This is a genomic window from Cetobacterium sp. ZOR0034 (assembly GCF_000799075.1).
Lineage (GTDB): Bacteria > Fusobacteriota > Fusobacteriia > Fusobacteriales > Fusobacteriaceae > Cetobacterium_A.
Genome location: NZ_JTLI01000049.1, coordinates 25,453 through 44,965 on the forward strand (window position 1 = coordinate 25,453; position 19,513 = coordinate 44,965).

Annotated in this window: 2 protein-coding genes; both read right to left on the reverse strand. The window is 33.4% G+C overall.

Going from position 1 to position 19,513, the window contains the following annotated elements; genetic code table 11:
• Positions 1 to 12: 12 nt before the first annotated feature.
• Positions 13 to 3,729 carry a hypothetical protein gene (locus L992_RS09550; protein ID WP_047395868.1) on the reverse strand — a complete coding sequence of 1,239 codons (3,717 nt, stop codon included), beginning with the start codon at positions 3,727 to 3,729 and terminating at the stop codon, positions 13 to 15.
• Entirely contained in the window at positions 3,730 to 19,497 is a 15,768-nt protein-coding gene (locus L992_RS09555) for a DUF11 domain-containing protein (RefSeq protein ID WP_047395869.1), read from the reverse strand.
• Positions 19,498 to 19,513: the final 16 nt, after the last annotated feature.

The window sequence follows — 19,513 nt, forward strand, 5'->3', positions numbered from 1 at the left end:
ACTATTTTTTTACTAGAACTTTCCAATTATATTTATGAACCATCCCTGTGTTTCATAATCTAAGTCTTTTCCACCATTTTTATAACGTAAATCTTTCAAATCATCACTAAATTTACTAAAGTTATAACCTACTCCAACTTGCATATTTTCATTTATATCTCTATAAATACCTAAGATAGCGCCTTGCTTTATTTCATCTGTTTTTCTGCTTTCTAACCAATGATATTCTGCAAAGATATCCCATCTATATATAATCTCATAAGTTAATCTCACTGAATATAAATTAAGTGTATTACTATACCAATCTCCACCTGAAAGTAATCTAACTTGATCCTCTCTTATGGCGTACTTAGCCGCTATATTCATTCTTTGATTTAAATCGTAAATCCCTTCAAATGAAAACAGATGAGCTTTAAAATTATAATCTGTAGATGATCCAATCATACCTGTTCCACTCGTATCATAAATATAATTCCATCTTGAAATCAAATTTAATCTATCATTGAATACCGGTCTATATCCAAAACCTATCCCCAACTCATAGAATTTATCGTTTCCATCAAAAGTTCGAGTTATATATTCCTTCGGATCTCTTTTAAACGTATATGTATCACCATCTACTGAAACATAGTTAGCCTCACCAAATAGTGTATACTCAGGTGTTGGCTTCCATTTTGCATTATTTATGAATCCCCAACTAGATGAATTTCTTGCTCCAGAATCTCTTCCATATTCAAGTCGGTGTTTTGAGTAAAATTTTTCGTCTTCATATCTTAAACTTGTGCTTACATTATTTCTTGTTACTTTTCCATCTAAGATATCAACATCTCCACGTTCATACATAACTCCCACAAAGAGATTTTTACGATATTCGTAATCTACTCCATAGCCTTGTAACAACCCTTTTTCAGAGTAGTTTTTCATTATGCTATTCTCTTGGAAAAGAGTCACTCGATCACTGTATTGAAACTTTTGTCCAATCGTTAAATCTCTCGTCAAATCATCTTCATTTTCAAAAGTATAACCTGCATATATCTCATAATCTGGACTATATTTATATCCTATTGTAAGCTCTGCAGCCTCTCCTCTGTTACCTGTACTTACAGCTCCTCCTAACTCTACTTTCTCTGTAGGTGTGTATTTCCCACCTACAGTTGCCATATTATTCGCTCCATAGCCCTTATCTCTCCAGACAGAAGATTGTAACTTTAGATATCCTTCTAACTCTTCACTAAATTTATATCCAACTCTTGTAGCTAATAAAACAGCCTCTCCATTGTCTAAGTCTTCATTATTAAATGTTATCAACTCAGACTCATCCTCTAAATTTTTAATATACTGTGTTTCTACTCCTATATCTAATCTCTCTGTAAATTCTCTAGTTACTCCTAACGAAACAGTATTTTGTTCTTGGAATCCCTCTCCTTTTCCTAAATCATCAAAATCGCTTTCCTTATATCTTGATAATTCACTAAAAGCTAATGTCTTATCGTCTATATTGTATTCAGCTCTAACTCCTATCTCCTCTTTCTCTATCCCGCTAGCTTCAGATGCTGTTGAAAAATTTCGATCCTTTCTAGAGTACCAAAATAAAAGATTATCATCAGGGTTAAATGTTTCACTATAATCATTTGGTGAGAAACTTCCTTCGATATAATAGGCCTCTCCTTTTCCATTAACCTTTATAATCGGTTGTTGTATAAAATCATAACCTCCGTTATAAGAAAACCAATTTGAATTTTTTGTTAACTGATTCCCTTCTGATTCTGAATATTCAGCTTTTATGTATGTCCCATTACTTTTCTTTAAAGTTACATCGGCACTTTTCAATTCATAATCAGTTTCACTTCCTTTTCTATTTTCCTTAACATAAGTTCCACCGATTCCAAGGTTATCTGTTATCCAACTTTTTCCTCTTCCTCCTGCAGTCATATTTGAGATATCATCTGCGGTTGAATAAAACTCATAATCAGCTATTAAAAAAACATTTTTTTCTCCACTTGGAGAGTTTTTTACTATATCTGTAAATTTCTCTGTAAAATATGTTTGATTTAGTGGATTTGATAAAATTACTCTTCCTGAAAGTTCATTAATTGTATAATCAGACCCCTCTGTCATAGTTCCCCTACCAAGTATTCTTCCTGTCTTCTTATCTCTTATTTCTAATGTTAACTTCGCACTTCCTACAACTATATCTCTCTCACTAAGTGTATATATACTTCCACCTGTTCCTAGAAATGTATCTCTTTTGTAACTCGTATCTGGATTTGCCGCAAATACCTCTATATGATTTTTTGAATCTCCAAAACTATTCACATCTAAACTATTATACTCAGCTCTAGCTCCATACAAACTTCTGTTGTAATCATTAAAATATCCTGTATCTAAACCAGTTTCATAATTCCCCCATAAGACTTGAGAATTATCCCAATCAACCCTTAAATACGCCTTCCCTTCACTCTCTACATCATAATAACGCTCTGATTCGTCACCGTAGTCAAATGGTAAATATTGTCTATCCAATTTTCTAAAAATTGCACTGTTATCCCTTTTATGAAAATCTGAAAACATATTTTTTATCTCATTTTCCCAAGTATCAGCTTGAGCAGTTATCTTATATTTATCTTTTACTCCTTTATAGTAAAAAGCTAGCCTTCCAGTATCATAATAACTTGGTTTAAAACTAGGATCATTTTTTAAAATAGCATCACTTCCCGTGATTTTATTTTTTCCATATGTAAAATCTGCCAACGCTACTAAGTATTCATAATTTTTAACAGTTTCAACCTCTATTGGGTAAAGTTCTTGCTTGCCATCCTTTTCAACCTCCACAGAGTACACTTTCAACTCCTCATCTGAGATTGTTTCATAAATAAAGTCACCACTTGGATCTAACTCTATCAATTGCCCATCTACTTTAATAATAGCATCTGGATCTATATCTCTTCCATAAAATCTTATCTTCGATCCTACAATTGGGATATTTTTAATTGCTAGATCATTAGTTCCATAAACCTTTTCTTTTATTTTTTGATTATCTTCATTAAATCTCCTCATATCTATGTCATCTAAGCTTATAGCTTTGACATCTGTTTCATCATAGACACCTTTCGAGTCATAAACTCTAAACACATAGTAAACCTTTTTGACATCCTCTAAGCTATCCTCTTTTTCAAGAGTTCCATCCCATACAATAGGGGTGTTGCTATCAAATTTATCCCCTTTTAGAATAGCTACTGGATCTCTTCTTAAAAAATCGCTCTCCTTATATATTCGAACCTCATAGTTTTTTATACTTTTCTCATAATTTGAATAAACATAAAAATGAACTGATTCTTTAAGTTTTCCTACTCCATCAACTAAAGCATATGAATCTGTTAGTATATTTAATTTTGCATCCACAGCTATTGGATCTACAATACTGTAAACCATTCCACCTCTATCCTGAAGAGAAACTCTTCCTTTATAGATTGTTTTTTCTGCTTCGGATACCCCTTGCTCCTCTAAGAGAGGTGAGTCAAGTCCCAAATTTTGGAACTCAACCCCCCTTACATTCTCTATAGAGTCACTCCAACTTTTCTCTTCTAAATTTTGAGTAGTGAAACTTTCGATTACCTCATATTCATCATAACTATTTGGAGGTTCAATCGTTTGAGCATCTGCTTTGATTACTATAAGATTCAATAAAATCAAGCATAAACTCCATCTATTTTGTAAGTTCTTTCTCATTTATCTCCCCTCCTTTTTAGTTTGAACTAATTCTACATTCACCTTTTCCTTTTTTAGATATTCCTCTAAAGATTTTACCAATGCTGCTTTTCTCTTTTCATCTAACTTTTCATCTCCACTTCTATTAAGTTCAACTAATAAGTGATCTTTAGATTTTATTTTACCTAGGATTGCTTCAAAAAGATTTTTATAAACAACTGGTTTTATCTCATCTGAATTATCATAGAAAATAACTCCTGGATAAACTCTTACTTTTAAAAGTCTAGTTCCATCTTTTTTCGTTTCGAATGTTGTTCTTGGTAAAACTACTCCGAAATTATATTTAATCATCGTCGTTCCTAGTCTTTGAACTTTTGGATTTTCTGTTGTAAAAATAGTTCCTGTAGGAAGAGTTGCTTCATCAACTTTCAAGATATAATTTTTACCTTTTTTAGATGAAACTTCTGGTATATGGAATCTTCCATATTGATCAGTAATTATTACCAATCCTTCTACATTTGCTATTCTAACACCTGGAATTCCTTCTTCAATTACTCCTGTATTTATAATAGTTATCTTCTGATAATAGTTGATTTTATTATCTGGATTTTTGTTTGTACTTCTCTTTAAAATCTCTCTTCTAATAACTATATTCTGAGAAACCATTCCTTTTGCTTTCAAGCCTTTATGATTAGTTATAACTCTATTATCTTTTGTTAAAGTTACATCTGTCCCTTCATTCGTTACAACTTTTATATCTCCTAAGCTGCTTAAATCTTTTAGTCCGACGAATATCTCAACTTTACTCTTTTCTAGCTCGTCTTTTTCACTATCTCTTCCATATAATGTCTCTTTGAATTTAACACCTTTAACCAGAGGTACACTTCTATCCGGAATAGCTTTTCTAATTCCATTGATTACATAGTAAGTACTATTTGGAATATATGAGCTATCATTTATATTTTGAGTCACTACTAAGCCTGTTGCTCTACTATCATCTTGAGTTCCATCTCCGTCTCTATCATGGAAAACTTTCCCTATAACAGTTGTCGTTTCAAATAAAGGATCTTCTACTACATCTACTTCTGCACTATCTTCATTTGAAACTGGTTTTCCTGAACCATTTGTTACAACTGCAACGTTTTTATAAACTCCTTTGACTACACCAACAGAAACTCTCGTTATATAAACAACCTCTATCTGTTCTCGAGCTTCTAAGTTAAATGGTCCAATAACTATTGTATCACCTGAGTATGTTGTTGGTATTGTTCCTATTTTCTCTCCATTTTTAACTATCTGCAACGAATCTTCTACATATTCAAATCCAGCTGGCGGAGTATCTCTAATGTAAAGATTTTTTATTATTTGGCTTTCATTATTTGTTACTAATAGACTATACGGTACAAATTTTCCAACCGATGTCTCTCGTACTCCAGCTTCTTTGTCTATTGAAACTAAAGGTTTTTTAACTTTAATCTCATCTTCTGCTTTTTTATCTGGTAGTCCTGGTATAGTTATCTTGACAGTATTTTTAACCTCTTTTGCATTTAAATCAAGAGATGTTTTAGCTTTAATTATATAGGTCAAAGTATCTCCAGGAGCTATCTCTGCATCTTTTATATTTATATCTGTATTTGGTGCTGGAAGTGTTCCTAACTTCGAATTCGGTCCTGTTGTTCCAGTTACTGTCCATTCTGTATAAGCCGGTATTTTTACACCTGAGTTTGACAACTCTGTCATCTCAGATATATTGTCAACGATTACAAAGTTTGTAGCTTTTGCTACTCCTGTATTCTTTACCTTGATAGTATACTCTACCTCTTCACCTAATAAGATTTCATCTTGTGTTGCTACTTTTGTTAACTCTAATTCTGGTGCTCTCGCTACTACATCTGCACTATCTTTTATTGGAGCTTCTAAATCGAAAACATTGTCATTTTCTTGGTCGTAGTTCGCTCTTGCCACATTATCAATCGCTTCTCCACTTCTTAAAGTTATATCGTCTTTAACTATCGCCTTTATAACTATAAGTGCCTCACTATTTATTCTAGAAATTCTTATTTCAGAACTACTTCCATTTATATCTCCAGTATAAGGTACATTCACACCATTTTCTTGAACTGAAATTAAATTGATTGAATCTGGTTTAAATATATTTTCTCCAGCTTCATTTTTCAGTTCTACAACTTCATCAATAAGTTGAACATTGAATACAGATCTATTCGTTGTCAGCTTTATAGTATATGTTACTTCCTCTCCATTTATTATTCCATTATCCGCTTCAATCGCCGTAATAACTGTCTTTTCTATTCCTAACGTTGGTCTCAATGGATTTGAAGCAACTGTACTTACTAACTCAGTCGGCTCTTCTGATCCTTGCTTAGGTACTTTTGCTTTAACTGTATTTTCAATATTTCCAACAATCGAATCTTTTACTTTTAATTCAATTGTATAAGTTATTTTAGATTTAGCTTTCATATCTAAGTTATCAGTTAAATTTCCTTCTGCACTAACCTGTGGTGTTACCTTCACTGAATCAGCAGGTTCAATCACTCTTGTTATAGTTCCTCCAGCTTCAAACGGATATACTAACTCTCCAAGATTATTCATAGCTCTAATATCTTGAATGATATCTCTTCCTTCTATTCCAACTACATTTGTATCACCTATATTTTCTAAAACAATTGTATAGATAATATTTTGTGAAAGTTCAAACGTCTGAACATCAACTGTTTTCTTTAAAGTTATCTGTGGCAGTTTAGGAAACACCTTAGCTTTAGCTTCAATCAATTCCTCTCCCTCTCCAACTTTCACACTTAACTTTGCTATATTTTCTATCATTTGAACTGCCTCAGGTAATACTTTAATTTTCGCAATAAATGTTATCGAACTTCCATTCTTTATATCAATATCCGCTATCAAATTTGGATTAGACTCAATCAAAGTAACCGAATTTTCATTTTCTGTTGTTGTATAAGTCACAGATAAGCTACTACTATCAAAAGCCAATCCTTCAATTCCAGGATAAACTATTGTTTTAATCTCACTGAACATATCCCTTAAAGTTGCATTTCTAACCCATCCCTCTCCTGAATTCGAAACTACAATAGTATACTGTACCTCCTGACCTGGTGTATAAAGAATAGGTTCTACTGTTTTTGTCAACTGTAGCACTCCAACTTTTCCATTTGATATCGCCTCTGAAGTCAATGTTTCTTCTTTTGGCTGACCATTTTCTACTGTTGGATATTTTCCAATAGCTATATTTTTCAGCTCACCAAAAACATTAGTTTTTGTTATTGCTGATAACTTTACCACAACTTCATCTTCTGGTCCTAAATCAATTTTTAAACTGTATGTATCTCCATCTAATGAACTTTTAATCGCCTCTTCTAATACAGACGTTGAATCTGGTACAGATAAACTAACTCTTTCCCAAGACACAAAAGCTAATCCTGTAGACGTACTCGCTCCTGATAATTCACCAATAACTTTCCCGATTTCATCTGTCAATACAAAGTTTGGTATTGCTGATTTACCTGTATTTTTTATAGTTATTGTATATTCTAACTGCTCTCCTGAATTATATTGAACTTTATCTACTTGTTTTGATAACTCCGCTTTTGATGGAGTATTTTTTATAACAGCATCATCTTTCCCCGTTTGTTGCCCCTCTGGATAATCAAATGAAACTGTATTTAAAATATCTCCATAAATATCATCTGCTGCATATCCTTTTATATCTATTGTCACTTTAGTTTTCTTTCCTAAATCTATAACGAGATTATCAATATCTTCACCCACATCTAAACTTGTTAAGCTATTTATATCTGAATTCGATATATCTCCACTTAAAGTAGCTGTAATAACCCAATCTGGTTTAAAGGCACCTGTTGTCCCTCCACCTATTTTGTTGGCCACAATACTGCTTACAATATCTTTTATTACTATATTGTTTGCGACACTAATTTCAGATGTGTTCTCCAAGATTATTCTAAATCCAATTTCACCACCTGGAACATATTCTGTAACTATAGGTTCTTTTTCTACTTTAACCTCTGCAGGTGTATTAAAAGATATAACTTTCTCTTCTAGTCTTACCACTCCATCTGGACCTATATAATCAACATACCCTATATTTTCTATCTCTCCAACGACGTTTTCATTTACAATTGCTGTAACTGTATAAACAACAGTATCATTTGGAGATAAATCAATCTGAGTATCTATATCAGTCGTAACCAAACTTTCTCCTTGAGTATATTGTGTTCCTGTATTATTATCAGTTCTTGTTACCGTCCAAGACAGGAAAGCTGGTACTAAACTTTCGTTTAATCCCTTCGCTTCTATCAGAGAAATTTCATCTCTAAAGTTAACATCATTTATATACGTTGCACTTTTATTTATAATTCTTAGTTCATATTTTATAGTTCCACCTTGAGTATAATTTTGTCCTTCTAGTATCTTTTTCTTAAATGATAACTCACCTTTTTCAGGATCAATCTCTGGTGTATCTTTTTTTACATTCTGAACTGTTACAATATTTTTAGGTATAACGCCTACAGCCTTTGAATTTATCTTTGCTGTAATTGTTATAACAATTTTACCATTAACATCAATATCTGCATTTAAAGCGATATCTGATTTTGGATCAAGTGTTGCCGGAGTTATAAGAGTTGTGGCTTTATCTTTAAATATATCAATTGTCCACGTCTCAAAAGCTGGTCCAACTATTCCACCTGCTAATTCTGTTGTCATAGAAGAGATTATATCATCTATAGCAACATCACTTGCCATTCCAGCCCCAGTATTTTCAATTGTTATTTCATATACAACCTCATCCCCAGATTTATATTTTTGTCCTGTAAAATCTGCTCCTGCTAATGACACAATTTTTTTATCTATAATTATTTTTGGATCTCCTGGTAAAATCTGAACAGTATCAAATATTTCTGATTCAAGATAAGTTACTGTAACCTTGTTTTCTAGAGGTCCTACCGGCACTCCCTTCTCTTCTGTTCCTGCGGAAACATCTGCTTCTATTGTTAACGTTATTGTTTCCCCTGGCTTTATATTTGTTTTCACCTCTAAATCTTGAATTCCCGGAGCTGCTCCTGGTTCTGGTATTGCTGAAGTATAAAGTGTTCCTGCACTTCCTGAAATACTCAACAATCTCCATGTAGTAAATGGATCTATCGCTTGCCCTAAGTTTGTAGTTACATCTAACCCATTTAAAGAATCTTTTATAAGAACATCTCTAGCTAAAATATTCGCACTATTTTTTACTTCGATGACATAAGTTAGCTTTTCTCCTGGAGTATACTTAGCTTCTAAAACACTTTTTATGACTGAAATATTTCCAGTTAATGGATTTGCAACTACCTCTTCGCTTGGCTTTTCAGGTCCATCTGGTTTTTCTTTCATTATAGCTGTATTTTTTATTGTTGAACTCACATTTGGTGCTAGCTTAGCTGTAATTGTAAACTTAACCTGACTCAATGGAGCTATATCTACTAAAACATCTAAATTTGTAGTCGGTGCTATCGGATTTGGTGAAACTGATGATAGTGGAGACGACGATTGAATCTCTATCGTCCAAGATTCAAATGCTTGCCCTACTAAATCATCTTTTATTTCTGTTATCTTATCCTGAACTATAACATCATTCCCCCATCCTAATCCTCCATTTTGAAGTAAAACAGTAAATATCAATGTATCTCCATCTTCATATATGTTTTTATCTATCTGTTTTCTTATAAATAGTTGAGGAGCCTTTCCTTTTGTAATTGCATTAGCTGTCAATGCTATCTCTTCATTTTTACCATTTCTATAGCTTCCCGAAGCTATATTCTTAATCTCTCCATAAGCTTTAGGATTTAAAGTTCCTTTTAAGGTTATTATAACTTTATCTCCTGGAGCTATATTTAAGGTTGCAGAATATGCATCAGCTGTTATTGTTTCTGAAGTTATTACCGATGTATTTGGAACTGATGTCAGTTCTCTTTCCCAAGAGCTAAAGGCTTTTCCAGTTGTTGGCGTTCCTGTTAAATCGGTTGTGATTAAACCTATTTCATCTAAAAGCTTTACTCCTATAGCTGGTCCTGTTCCTATATTTTCTAGTTCAACTGTATAAAGAATCAAATCTGTAGGTCCATACGTTGGAACATTTACAGTTTTTCTCAATACAACCTCTGGATCTCTTGGTTTTATTGTAGCTGTTGCTGAATTATTAGGATTATTATCTGGATAAGTATATGTTGCTGTATTTAATATATTTCCATAAATTCCATCTTCAGCCACACCTCTTATTCTAATTATTATCTTAGTTGATTTCCCTATATCTAGATTAATATTATTTATATCTCCAGTTGAAGGAATTTCAGTCGTATTTGTATTTACTGTGTCACCTATCACTTGATAACTAATTGTCCAATTAGGCTTAAATGCCGCTACTGGATTAGCTTCTCCTATCTTTGAGGCTGTAATTCCACTAATTAAATCTGTAAGTTTCAAATCGTTTATCAAGTTTGTTGATGATGTATTCTCTATTGTAATATCATATCCTATTGATCCTCCTGGGATATAAAACTCTTCAAATGGAACTTTCGTTATCTTAGCAACCCCTGGATTTGTTGTTGAAGTAACCGTTGTTTCTGGAAGTGGTTTAACCTCTTTTTTAAATATATAACTTCCAGAAGCTTTATTGACTATATCTCCAACTATGTTGTCATTTACTATTCCTGTGATTGTAAATGTAACAACATCTGTTGGTGCTAAGTCCATCGTTTCGTTTAAATCAACATTTGATTTTGGATAAGTATTAGTAAATAAAGTTCCTTTTCCTAAATCAACTTTTCCTATTGTCCAGTTTGATTTAAATGCCGGAACTAAATTTCCATTTAAATCATAAGCCTTTATGCTACTTATAGAATCTAGTACATTGACATCATTTAACCATAACTTTTCATTTGGATTAGTTACCTTTACCTCATAAATAATTGTTCCACCTGGAGTAAAAACACTTCCTTGTTTAATTGTTTTTATTAACGTTGGAGTTGTTGGTGTTTTCGGCGGAATTGGTGGCGTTGGATCATCCTCACCGTTTACAATCCCTATATTTGGAGATATCGTTCCTATTGCATTAGAGGCAACAGTTGCACTTATAATAAAGTTTACATATTTATCTGGTCCTAAATCTGCTAGTGCATCTATATTAGTGTTCGAAGCAAATGATTCTGGAGTTATCTTTGCAGCTGGTGATTTGTCAACTGTTATTGTCCAACTCGAAAATGCTGGTCCTACTACTCCTCCTACAAGCTCTGTCACTACAGATGAAATGTTATCCTTTATTATTACATCATCTGCTACTCCTCCTGATATATTTTTTATACTCAACGTATAAACAACTATATCCCCCGGTTCATATGTCATACCTGCTGTATATGGAACTCCATTTATACTCGTTATTACCTTATCTCTTTCTAAAACTGGTGGATAAGGTGTAAATACAACCTCATTTGAATTTTGAACTACATTACTTCCACTCACTAATGTTTCTAATGATGCCGTATTTTTTATAACAGCTTGTGGGAAGTTTGCATTCGCTACATCTCCTGCTGTTATTTTAGCCTTTATTATTATTGTCATTGTTTGATTCGAACCTAAGTTTGTTGTTACCGAAATATTTGAAGCTGTTGTTGTAGATCCTACAGCTGGTATTGATGATATCGGTGATGTTATCCCCGCTCCAGAATAGTTTATACTCTGAATACTCCATTCTGAAAATGCAGGTATATTACTTCCACCGCTTCCGAATACAAGAACATCTTTTAAATTATCTCTTATTGTAACATTATCTACCGCTGAAGCTCCTGATGTAACTTGAATTCTATAATATACTATATCACTCAACCAATACTTTATTGGCCCAATCTCATAGTTAGAAGCTGATGGTATTGCTGTCGCATCTCCTAACTGCTCTCTTGGATTACTTTGAGACTTCGTTATTTGTAATGGTATAACTTGAGGCTTTGTCACAACTTCATTACTACTTACAGGTATTGTTCCTGGGTTAGTAGGATTTGTTGGGTCATATTGATATTTTGCTATATTTTTTATATCTCCCGTTGTATTGTCAACTAATTTAGCTACTATTGTAAATTCAACTCCAGATTGTGGAGCTAAAGAAACTCTCGCATTTAAGTTTTGTGTTGTCAGAGGGAATGTCTGTTCTGATACAATTACCTGCCCACTTCCTGCTGATGGAGCATAAGATATTGTCCACGATTCAAAAGCAGGAACGTCACTTCCACCTACTTTAGATATAATTGAACTTATCTCATCAGTAACTTTGATTCCGTTTGCCCATCCTGTTCCTATATTTCCTACAATAATTTTATAAGTCAAAGTATCTCCTGATACATATGTAGTTTTATCAACAGTTTTTAATATCTTTAAATTTGCTGGTAAAGGTGACACCGTTTTTGTATCTGTATCCAATATTGCTCCTGTTGAATCTTTAACATTTGCAACATTTATAATAGTTCCAGCAGCTAATGGATTTACAGTTGCTTCTAGTACAATTGTCACAGTATCTCCTGGATAAATATCTCCTGTCGCCTTATATCCATCTGTATAACTTAAATCTCTTGCTATCGTAGTTGCTGCATTTAATTTCGAGAACGTAACCTGCGTTATAGCTGTTATAGCCGGACCTTTAGTTCCATTGGCTAAATCTGTCTCTATTTTTAATAGATCATCAACTATAGAAACATCATTTAAATACCCAGCACCAGTATTTTTTACAACTATTGTATATAATATTTTTCCACCTGGAGTATATTCAACTTTATTAACTGATTTTGTTAAATCTGCAATCCCAGCTTTCGGTGTTAAAGTTACTGTCTTAGGACCTAAATTTGTTCCATTATAGCTTGCATCAGCTGTGTTCACTATATTTCCAACCGCCAAGTTATTGGCTTTTCCTTTTATTCTTACAACTAAAATCTCTTTTGGTGCTAACGTTATCTTTCCAGCTGTTATATCTCCTCCAGATCCTATTCCAGTTGTAGAATACTTTGTTGTATCTCCACTTACACTGACTATTTCAAAAATCCATCCCGGTTGGAATGCAGCAACTGTTCCTCCTGTTGCTGATTGAACTTGAATCCCACTTACAATATCACTGATGTTGATATCTTTTGCTATTGCATTTTCACTTGTATTGGTTATAAACAATCTAAATCCAATATCTCCATTTGGAACATACGTTGTTTCCCCACTTACCAATGGTAGTTTGTTAAAATCAACTGTTGCTATTCTTGGATTTATAGGATCGCTAGATTTATCTTCATTATTTAGTTTTGCTGTATTTATTATCTCTCCAGCTGCTAAGCTTGAAGTCGTAGCCTTTATAGTAATCTCTAATTTTCCTGTTGGGGCTATATCTACTTCTGTATCTATATTGTTATTATCTACAAACGCATTCTGAACTATCGTCTTTCCATTATAAGCTGAATCTGTATGAGATATCACACTTGTTATAGTCCAGTTAACAAAAGCTTGACCTTGAGTCCCATTTAATAATGTTGTTTTTATATCACTTATTTTATCAACTATTTTTATATCATTTCCATATCCTTCACCAGTATTTTCAATAGTCAACTTATACTCTACAACCTCATTTGGTCCATAGATTTTGTCTGCTGGCGCAATTAACTCCTTCTTTGTTGTTATAATTGGAGATTTAGGATTTATCTGTGCTGAAGGATAATTCGTTCCAGCTACAGTTAATATATTCGCAGGAATAACACCTATAGCAGATTTCACTATATTTCCTGTTATCTTATAAACAATCTTATCTTTAGGTGCAAAATCTACCTCAGCTTGTAGATTTGTCGATGTATTTCCTGCCGCTGCTTTGATATCTGTCAGCACAGGTTTAGAAACTGTATTTGTAACAACAGGTGCTGAAATAACAACATTTTCTAAAGCTTTTCCTGTTGCATCTCCAGTTAAACTAGTTACTATTGCATCTACATTATCCCCTATCGATAAATTGTTATAAAAACTTCTACCAGTATTTTCAATCTCTATTGTATATTCTACAAAATCTCCTGGAGTATAAGTCATTCCTGCTACGAAATCCGCTGTTCCTAATTTTGTTAGTGTTTTATTAACTGTAATTGTCGTTGGAAGAGGTGTTAACTCTTTTGTCTTCGTATTCGTATCATACGTTGATGTATTTGTAAACTTTCCAATTATTGTATCTTTTAGTTTTCCTGTAATCACAAACTCTATCCAACCACCCGGAGCTATTGTCACACTACCTTGTAAATCAATTGTTGTGTTGAATGTTCCGACCGTTGTTACATTCCCACCAGAAGTTGTGTATGTTGCCGTATAACTTGCAAAAACATTTGATGTTGGAATAGCTACCGATCCAGTAGTTTCTGCTATCTCTCCCACTATATTTCCAACTATATCTCTATAAGTTTTTGAGGCACTTGTTCCTAAACCAGTGTTTTCAACTCTAATTTTATAGACTACATCATCTCCTGGATAGAATGTATTTTTTACCGTTGTTCCATCCAATTCATATGCTTGTTTTGTATGATTTATTGTTGCTGTTTGCATAGTTGAAGTAATCGAAGACTTCAGTCCATTCAAACTTCCAACATTAGTTATATTACCTATCGCATTCTCATTTATTTTTGCCTTAATTACATAGACAATCTCTCCACCCGGATGAATGTCCATCAATCCTTCTATTTTGGGTTTCGCAGCGGTATTTGGAATCAAAGTAGCTAAAGGAATCGTATTATTTATATCAGCAACTGTCGAAACTCCTGTTTGACTAAGTTTTGTAACTGTCCAACTATCAAATGCTGGTCCTGTAACACCTGTTGTTGCATAACTTGTTGTTATTGCTCCAATCTCATCAGTAAATACTGCATTGTTCAAAATTCCTGTTCCTGTATTTTTCAGTGTTACCTTATACTCTATATAACCACCTGGCATATATCTATTTGTAATAGCTGTTGTTCCATCTGGTTTATAGAATTTTAAAACCTCTTTCTTTATCTCTGGTTTATCTGTTGATGGTCCAACTTGATTTGAAACCGCATCTCCATCTACAACAGCTGTATTTGTAATAAAACCTACAGCTTTGTCATCTACTTTCGCTTTAATTTTATATGTTATTACTCCTCCTATTGGAATATCAGGAGTAGCGTTTAAAACTCCGTTAGTTATAGTTGGATTTCCTAAGTTGGCTTTATAACCTACAGCACTACTATTAACTAAATCTACTGTTATATCTGTCAACGCTGGTGTTATTACCGTTCCTGTAGAATCTAAAACAGTTATAGTACTGAAATTGTCTACAACAGGTATATCTTTTGCATTTCCATTACTATTATTTCTCAAAATAATTGTGTATGTTATATATTGACCCGGTTGATATTTGCTTGGAGTTACACTTTTAGTATTTTGTAAGTTATGTCTGAAAGGTTCTGTTATAAGTCCACTATTATTTATAGTTCCTATAGCATCCTTTCTTACTAATCCCTCTATCACATATTGAAGCTTCTCTCCAGGTTTTATATCTACAGTTCCCACTAAATTTTGATTATCTGCAATTCCTACTGTAAATACCTGCTCAGTTCCATCTGTTTCATCTGTTACTATTTTTTTTACAGTAAAATTATATGCACCTGTCACGGGATCTTTAAACGGATTATCTGAAGTTCCATCTATTAAAGGTACTGTTAAATCCCTAATAAGTTCACTTATACTAAGATTATTTTGATACCCTGGTCCTGTTGATGCTGCTGTTATTGTATATTTTATTTTATCCACACCTGGAATATATGTCGCCTTATCTACCTCTCTAGTTATACCTCCTCCTGGTGGAACAATATTATGCTGAATTGAACTTGTTCCTATTTGATTAGCACCTTCTAAAAGAGTTGCAACATTTGTTAGCTGTTGTGTCACAACTCTATCATTTACAACAGCAACAATCTTATATGTCATAGTTGAATTAGCAGAAATTGTTACTGTATCATTTAAATCTGTCGATGGACTTCCAAAAGTAGTACTTGGATTACTATTATTTTCCCCTTTATATATAATCCAACTTGTAAACGCATTTTGATTTAATAAATCTGTCACATTTTCTTGACTTAAATCATTTGCATAAGTTGCTTTTATATTAGAAATCAAATCTTTTACCGTAACCTCTCTTGGGACTCCTAATTTATTTTTGATATCTATAAAATATGTTATTGTTCCTCCTGGTTCAAAAGTAGTTGAATCACTTCTTTTTATAAAATCAATTAAACTTCCAGCACCATTAACTTTTGTTATTGTTGCCGATGTTGTTGTTGTTAAATTATTTTGTGTATCCGTTACTTCCACTGTATTTGATACAGTATTTCCAGTATGAGAAGGTTTCACTGTTGCCACAACGGTATATTCAACCTTTCCGCCTGGAGCTATATCCACAGTTGCATTTAAATTTGTATTTATCGAACCTGAAATCCCTGTAGTTGTTCCTAATCCTACTGCAGTTCCTGTTATTATAATATTTTCAAAATACGTTGAATTTATAATATCCTTAATTATTGCATCATTTGCATATCCATCTCCATTATTTGTCACTGTAATTTTAAACGACACCGGTGAACCAGGAACAAATGTATTCACAAGGGCTGTTTTCGTTGTAGATAAACTCGGAAGCTTTGGTGTTGTTGTTGCTGAAGCCGTCAAAGTATCTGCCTTTGCTGTATTCGTTATTGTACCATATAAAATCTCTGTGGCAGTTGGAGATTTTAAAGTTGCTGTAATAACATATTTAACCGATCCTCCTGGAGATATATCTACTGTATCATTCAAATCTACATTATTTAAACTCGATGTTATTGTTGATTTTGTCTCTGAACCATTTAAAACAGGAGTTGCTATTGTCCAACTTGAAAAAGCATTTGATAAAGCTCCACTTCCTAAAAGCACTCCTTGAATTGCTGAAATTTTGTCCTCTACTTTTACTCCTAATGCTACTCCTGCTGTTCCAGAGTTACTAACAACTACTTCATATTGAATAGTTGCCGTTCCTCCTGCTGCATACGTCACTGTTGGTGTGCTCTTTGCTATATTAACTTTTGATTCTCTCGTTAATGATCCTTTATCGGAATATACAGCGCCATTTACAGTTGCTAAGTTTTTTATACTTCCTTTCGCCTTTGGATTCAATACTGCTGTAACTGTATATGTTATTCTTCTATTTGGCCCTAAGATTGCATTAGTTATATTCAAATCCGATGTAGGAGAATATGTTCCCGCATTTGAAGGCTCACTTGAACTTGTAACCAAAACTGGTGAACCACTGCTGATATCATAAATTGCAGATGTTATATTCCATGATTGGTATGCTGGTCCTGTCGTTCCATCAATAAGTAAAGCAGTTATTGTGCTCAATTTATCCTCTACTTTTACTCCTGTTGCATATCCATCTCCAGGATTATCTACATCTATTGTATAAACTAATGTTCCTCCTGGAACATACTCAGTACTATTTACATTTTTAGCAACTTCTAATATTGGTGATGACATCTTTACTCCTGGTCCTGTTTCTGGAACATTATCTCCACCAGTTGTAACTGTATCTTGAATCAAACCTATTGTAGACAACTTAGTTTTTGCTTTTATCTCGTAAACAATACTTCCATTAGCTCCAATATCAGCCGTTATAAGTAAATCTCCTGTATTGTTTGTCGTATTAGGTGTTCCCGGAACTGTCCCTACTCCAGTTGTGCTTATAACAGAAAGATCCCAGCTATCAAAAGCAGGAGCTGAAGTCCCATTTACTTGCTCAGCTAATATAGAAGTAATTGCATCTTTTATAGATAGATTATTCATAAAGTTGTTATTTGGATTAGTCACTGTAATTGTATAAGTTATTATATCTCCTGGTTTATACTCTATCTGATTTGGAACTTTTGTTATAACCGCTGTCGAATTCGTTGCTAAAGCTACTGGTGTTGCAGTTACCGTCGCTGTTTTTTCTGTGACTGCATTTTTTTTCAAGTTTGCGGTATTCACTATATTACTAATTGCTGAATCTTTTGCTACTGCAGTTATTGTATATACTATTTTCTCTCCTGGAAAAACAGTTACAACATCTAATAGATTTGTATTAGTTGTCGTTCCTCCACTTGAAACTATTGTTGATATTGATTTAGTTGACCCTGCTCCTAAAGCCGCATTCACAGTCCAACTTTTTAATAATCCTGAAGTTAAATCTGTTGCAGATGTTATCCCTGTATTTCCTATATTTCCAGAAATTCCTGCCAATAAATCTTCTACAACATAGTTTGAAGCTATTCCTGTTCCAGTATTCTCAACTGTAACTGTGTATATTATTGTTTCTCCCGGTCTATATGTTGTTTTATTTTGAGTTTTAGTTAAATTCATTGTTGGAAGAACAGATGTCGTATTTAAAGCTGTTGTTTTTTCAACTCCATTTCTATCTGTAGCTTTCACTGTGTTAGAAATTTGTCCTACTATATCTGAATTAACCTTTCCTATTATTGTGTATTCTACATACGAACTCGGAGATATGCTGACATTTGTAGCTGTTAAATCTCCTGTTGGATTGAATGTTCCAGCGTTACTTCCTCCTGTTCCAGTGGCTGTAACCGTTATTGTCCCCGGAGCAAATACGGCTTTTGTTGAACCATCTGCTGCTGTAGCCGTCAATGTCGATAAGATGTCTTCAACTTTCATTTTTGTTATTCCTACTGTTGAAGAGTTATTTTGAACTCTTACTTTATATGTTAAATTTTCATTTGGTGTGTAGTTTGTTGGTGTCGATGTTTTTTGAATACTGAAATCATATGTTGCTAAGTTTAAAGTGACTGTATTTGAGCTTTCTGTTTGAGCTCTTACAGTTGATGTTGCTGTATTTTGAATTGGTCCTATTACTCCTGGTTTTACATTTGCTGTTATCGTATACTCAACCTTACTTCCCGGTGTTATCGTTATTCCAGTTGCAATTAAATCTCCAGAAGGAGAAAAGCTTCCGGCACTACTTCCTCCAGTACTTGTAGCAGTTATGGTAGCTCCTGTAAGATCTGTAGATAAAATATCATCCACTCTAAAATCTTTTATTGTTGTGCTCGTACTTGTATTTGTTACAGTTATCTTATAGCTAACTGTTCCATCTTTTTCATAGTAAGTATTCGTCGATGTTTTTCCAATTGTATAAGTATATGGAACTCTTGTCAAAGTAACGCTTCCTGTCCCTAAAATACTGTTTGAAGATGTATTTGTGACCGTAACAACTGGTGTCAAAGGATCTTTTACATAGGAATTTACTGTTCCCCTTACAAAATACTCTACATATCCCCCTGCTGGAATATCAACCCCATTTACAGAGAAATCTCCATTGATTGGAATCGATCCTGGATTAGCTCCCGGACTAGAACTACTGATTTGATTTACAAAAGTAGAAAAAGCCGCTCCAGTTCCTCCAGTATCCAAAGCTGAAGTTATTCCACTAAGCGGCGCTTCTATTTTTATATTTTTCAACTCATCTGTTGTTGAAGAGTTAGTTATTCGTACTTTGAATCTTATTGTTTCTCCTGTATCATAATTGGGTAGTTGTTGAACTCCTGATAAATTTACTTTTGTTATCTCTATTACTGGTGCTGATAATAAGAAAATTGAATTTAATAAAAATATTAAAAATAGTAAATACCGATGCTTTTGTGTCCCCGTCGTCCCCATAGCTCCTCCTTATATA

Coding starts and splice junctions, on each gene's coding strand:
- L992_RS09550 (WP_047395868.1), bottom strand. CDS start 3,729: ATGAGAAAGAACTTACAAAATAGATGGAGTTTATGCTTGATTTTATTG.
- L992_RS09555 (WP_047395869.1), bottom strand. CDS start 19,497: ATGGGGACGACGGGGACACAAAAGCATCGGTATTTACTATTTTTAATA.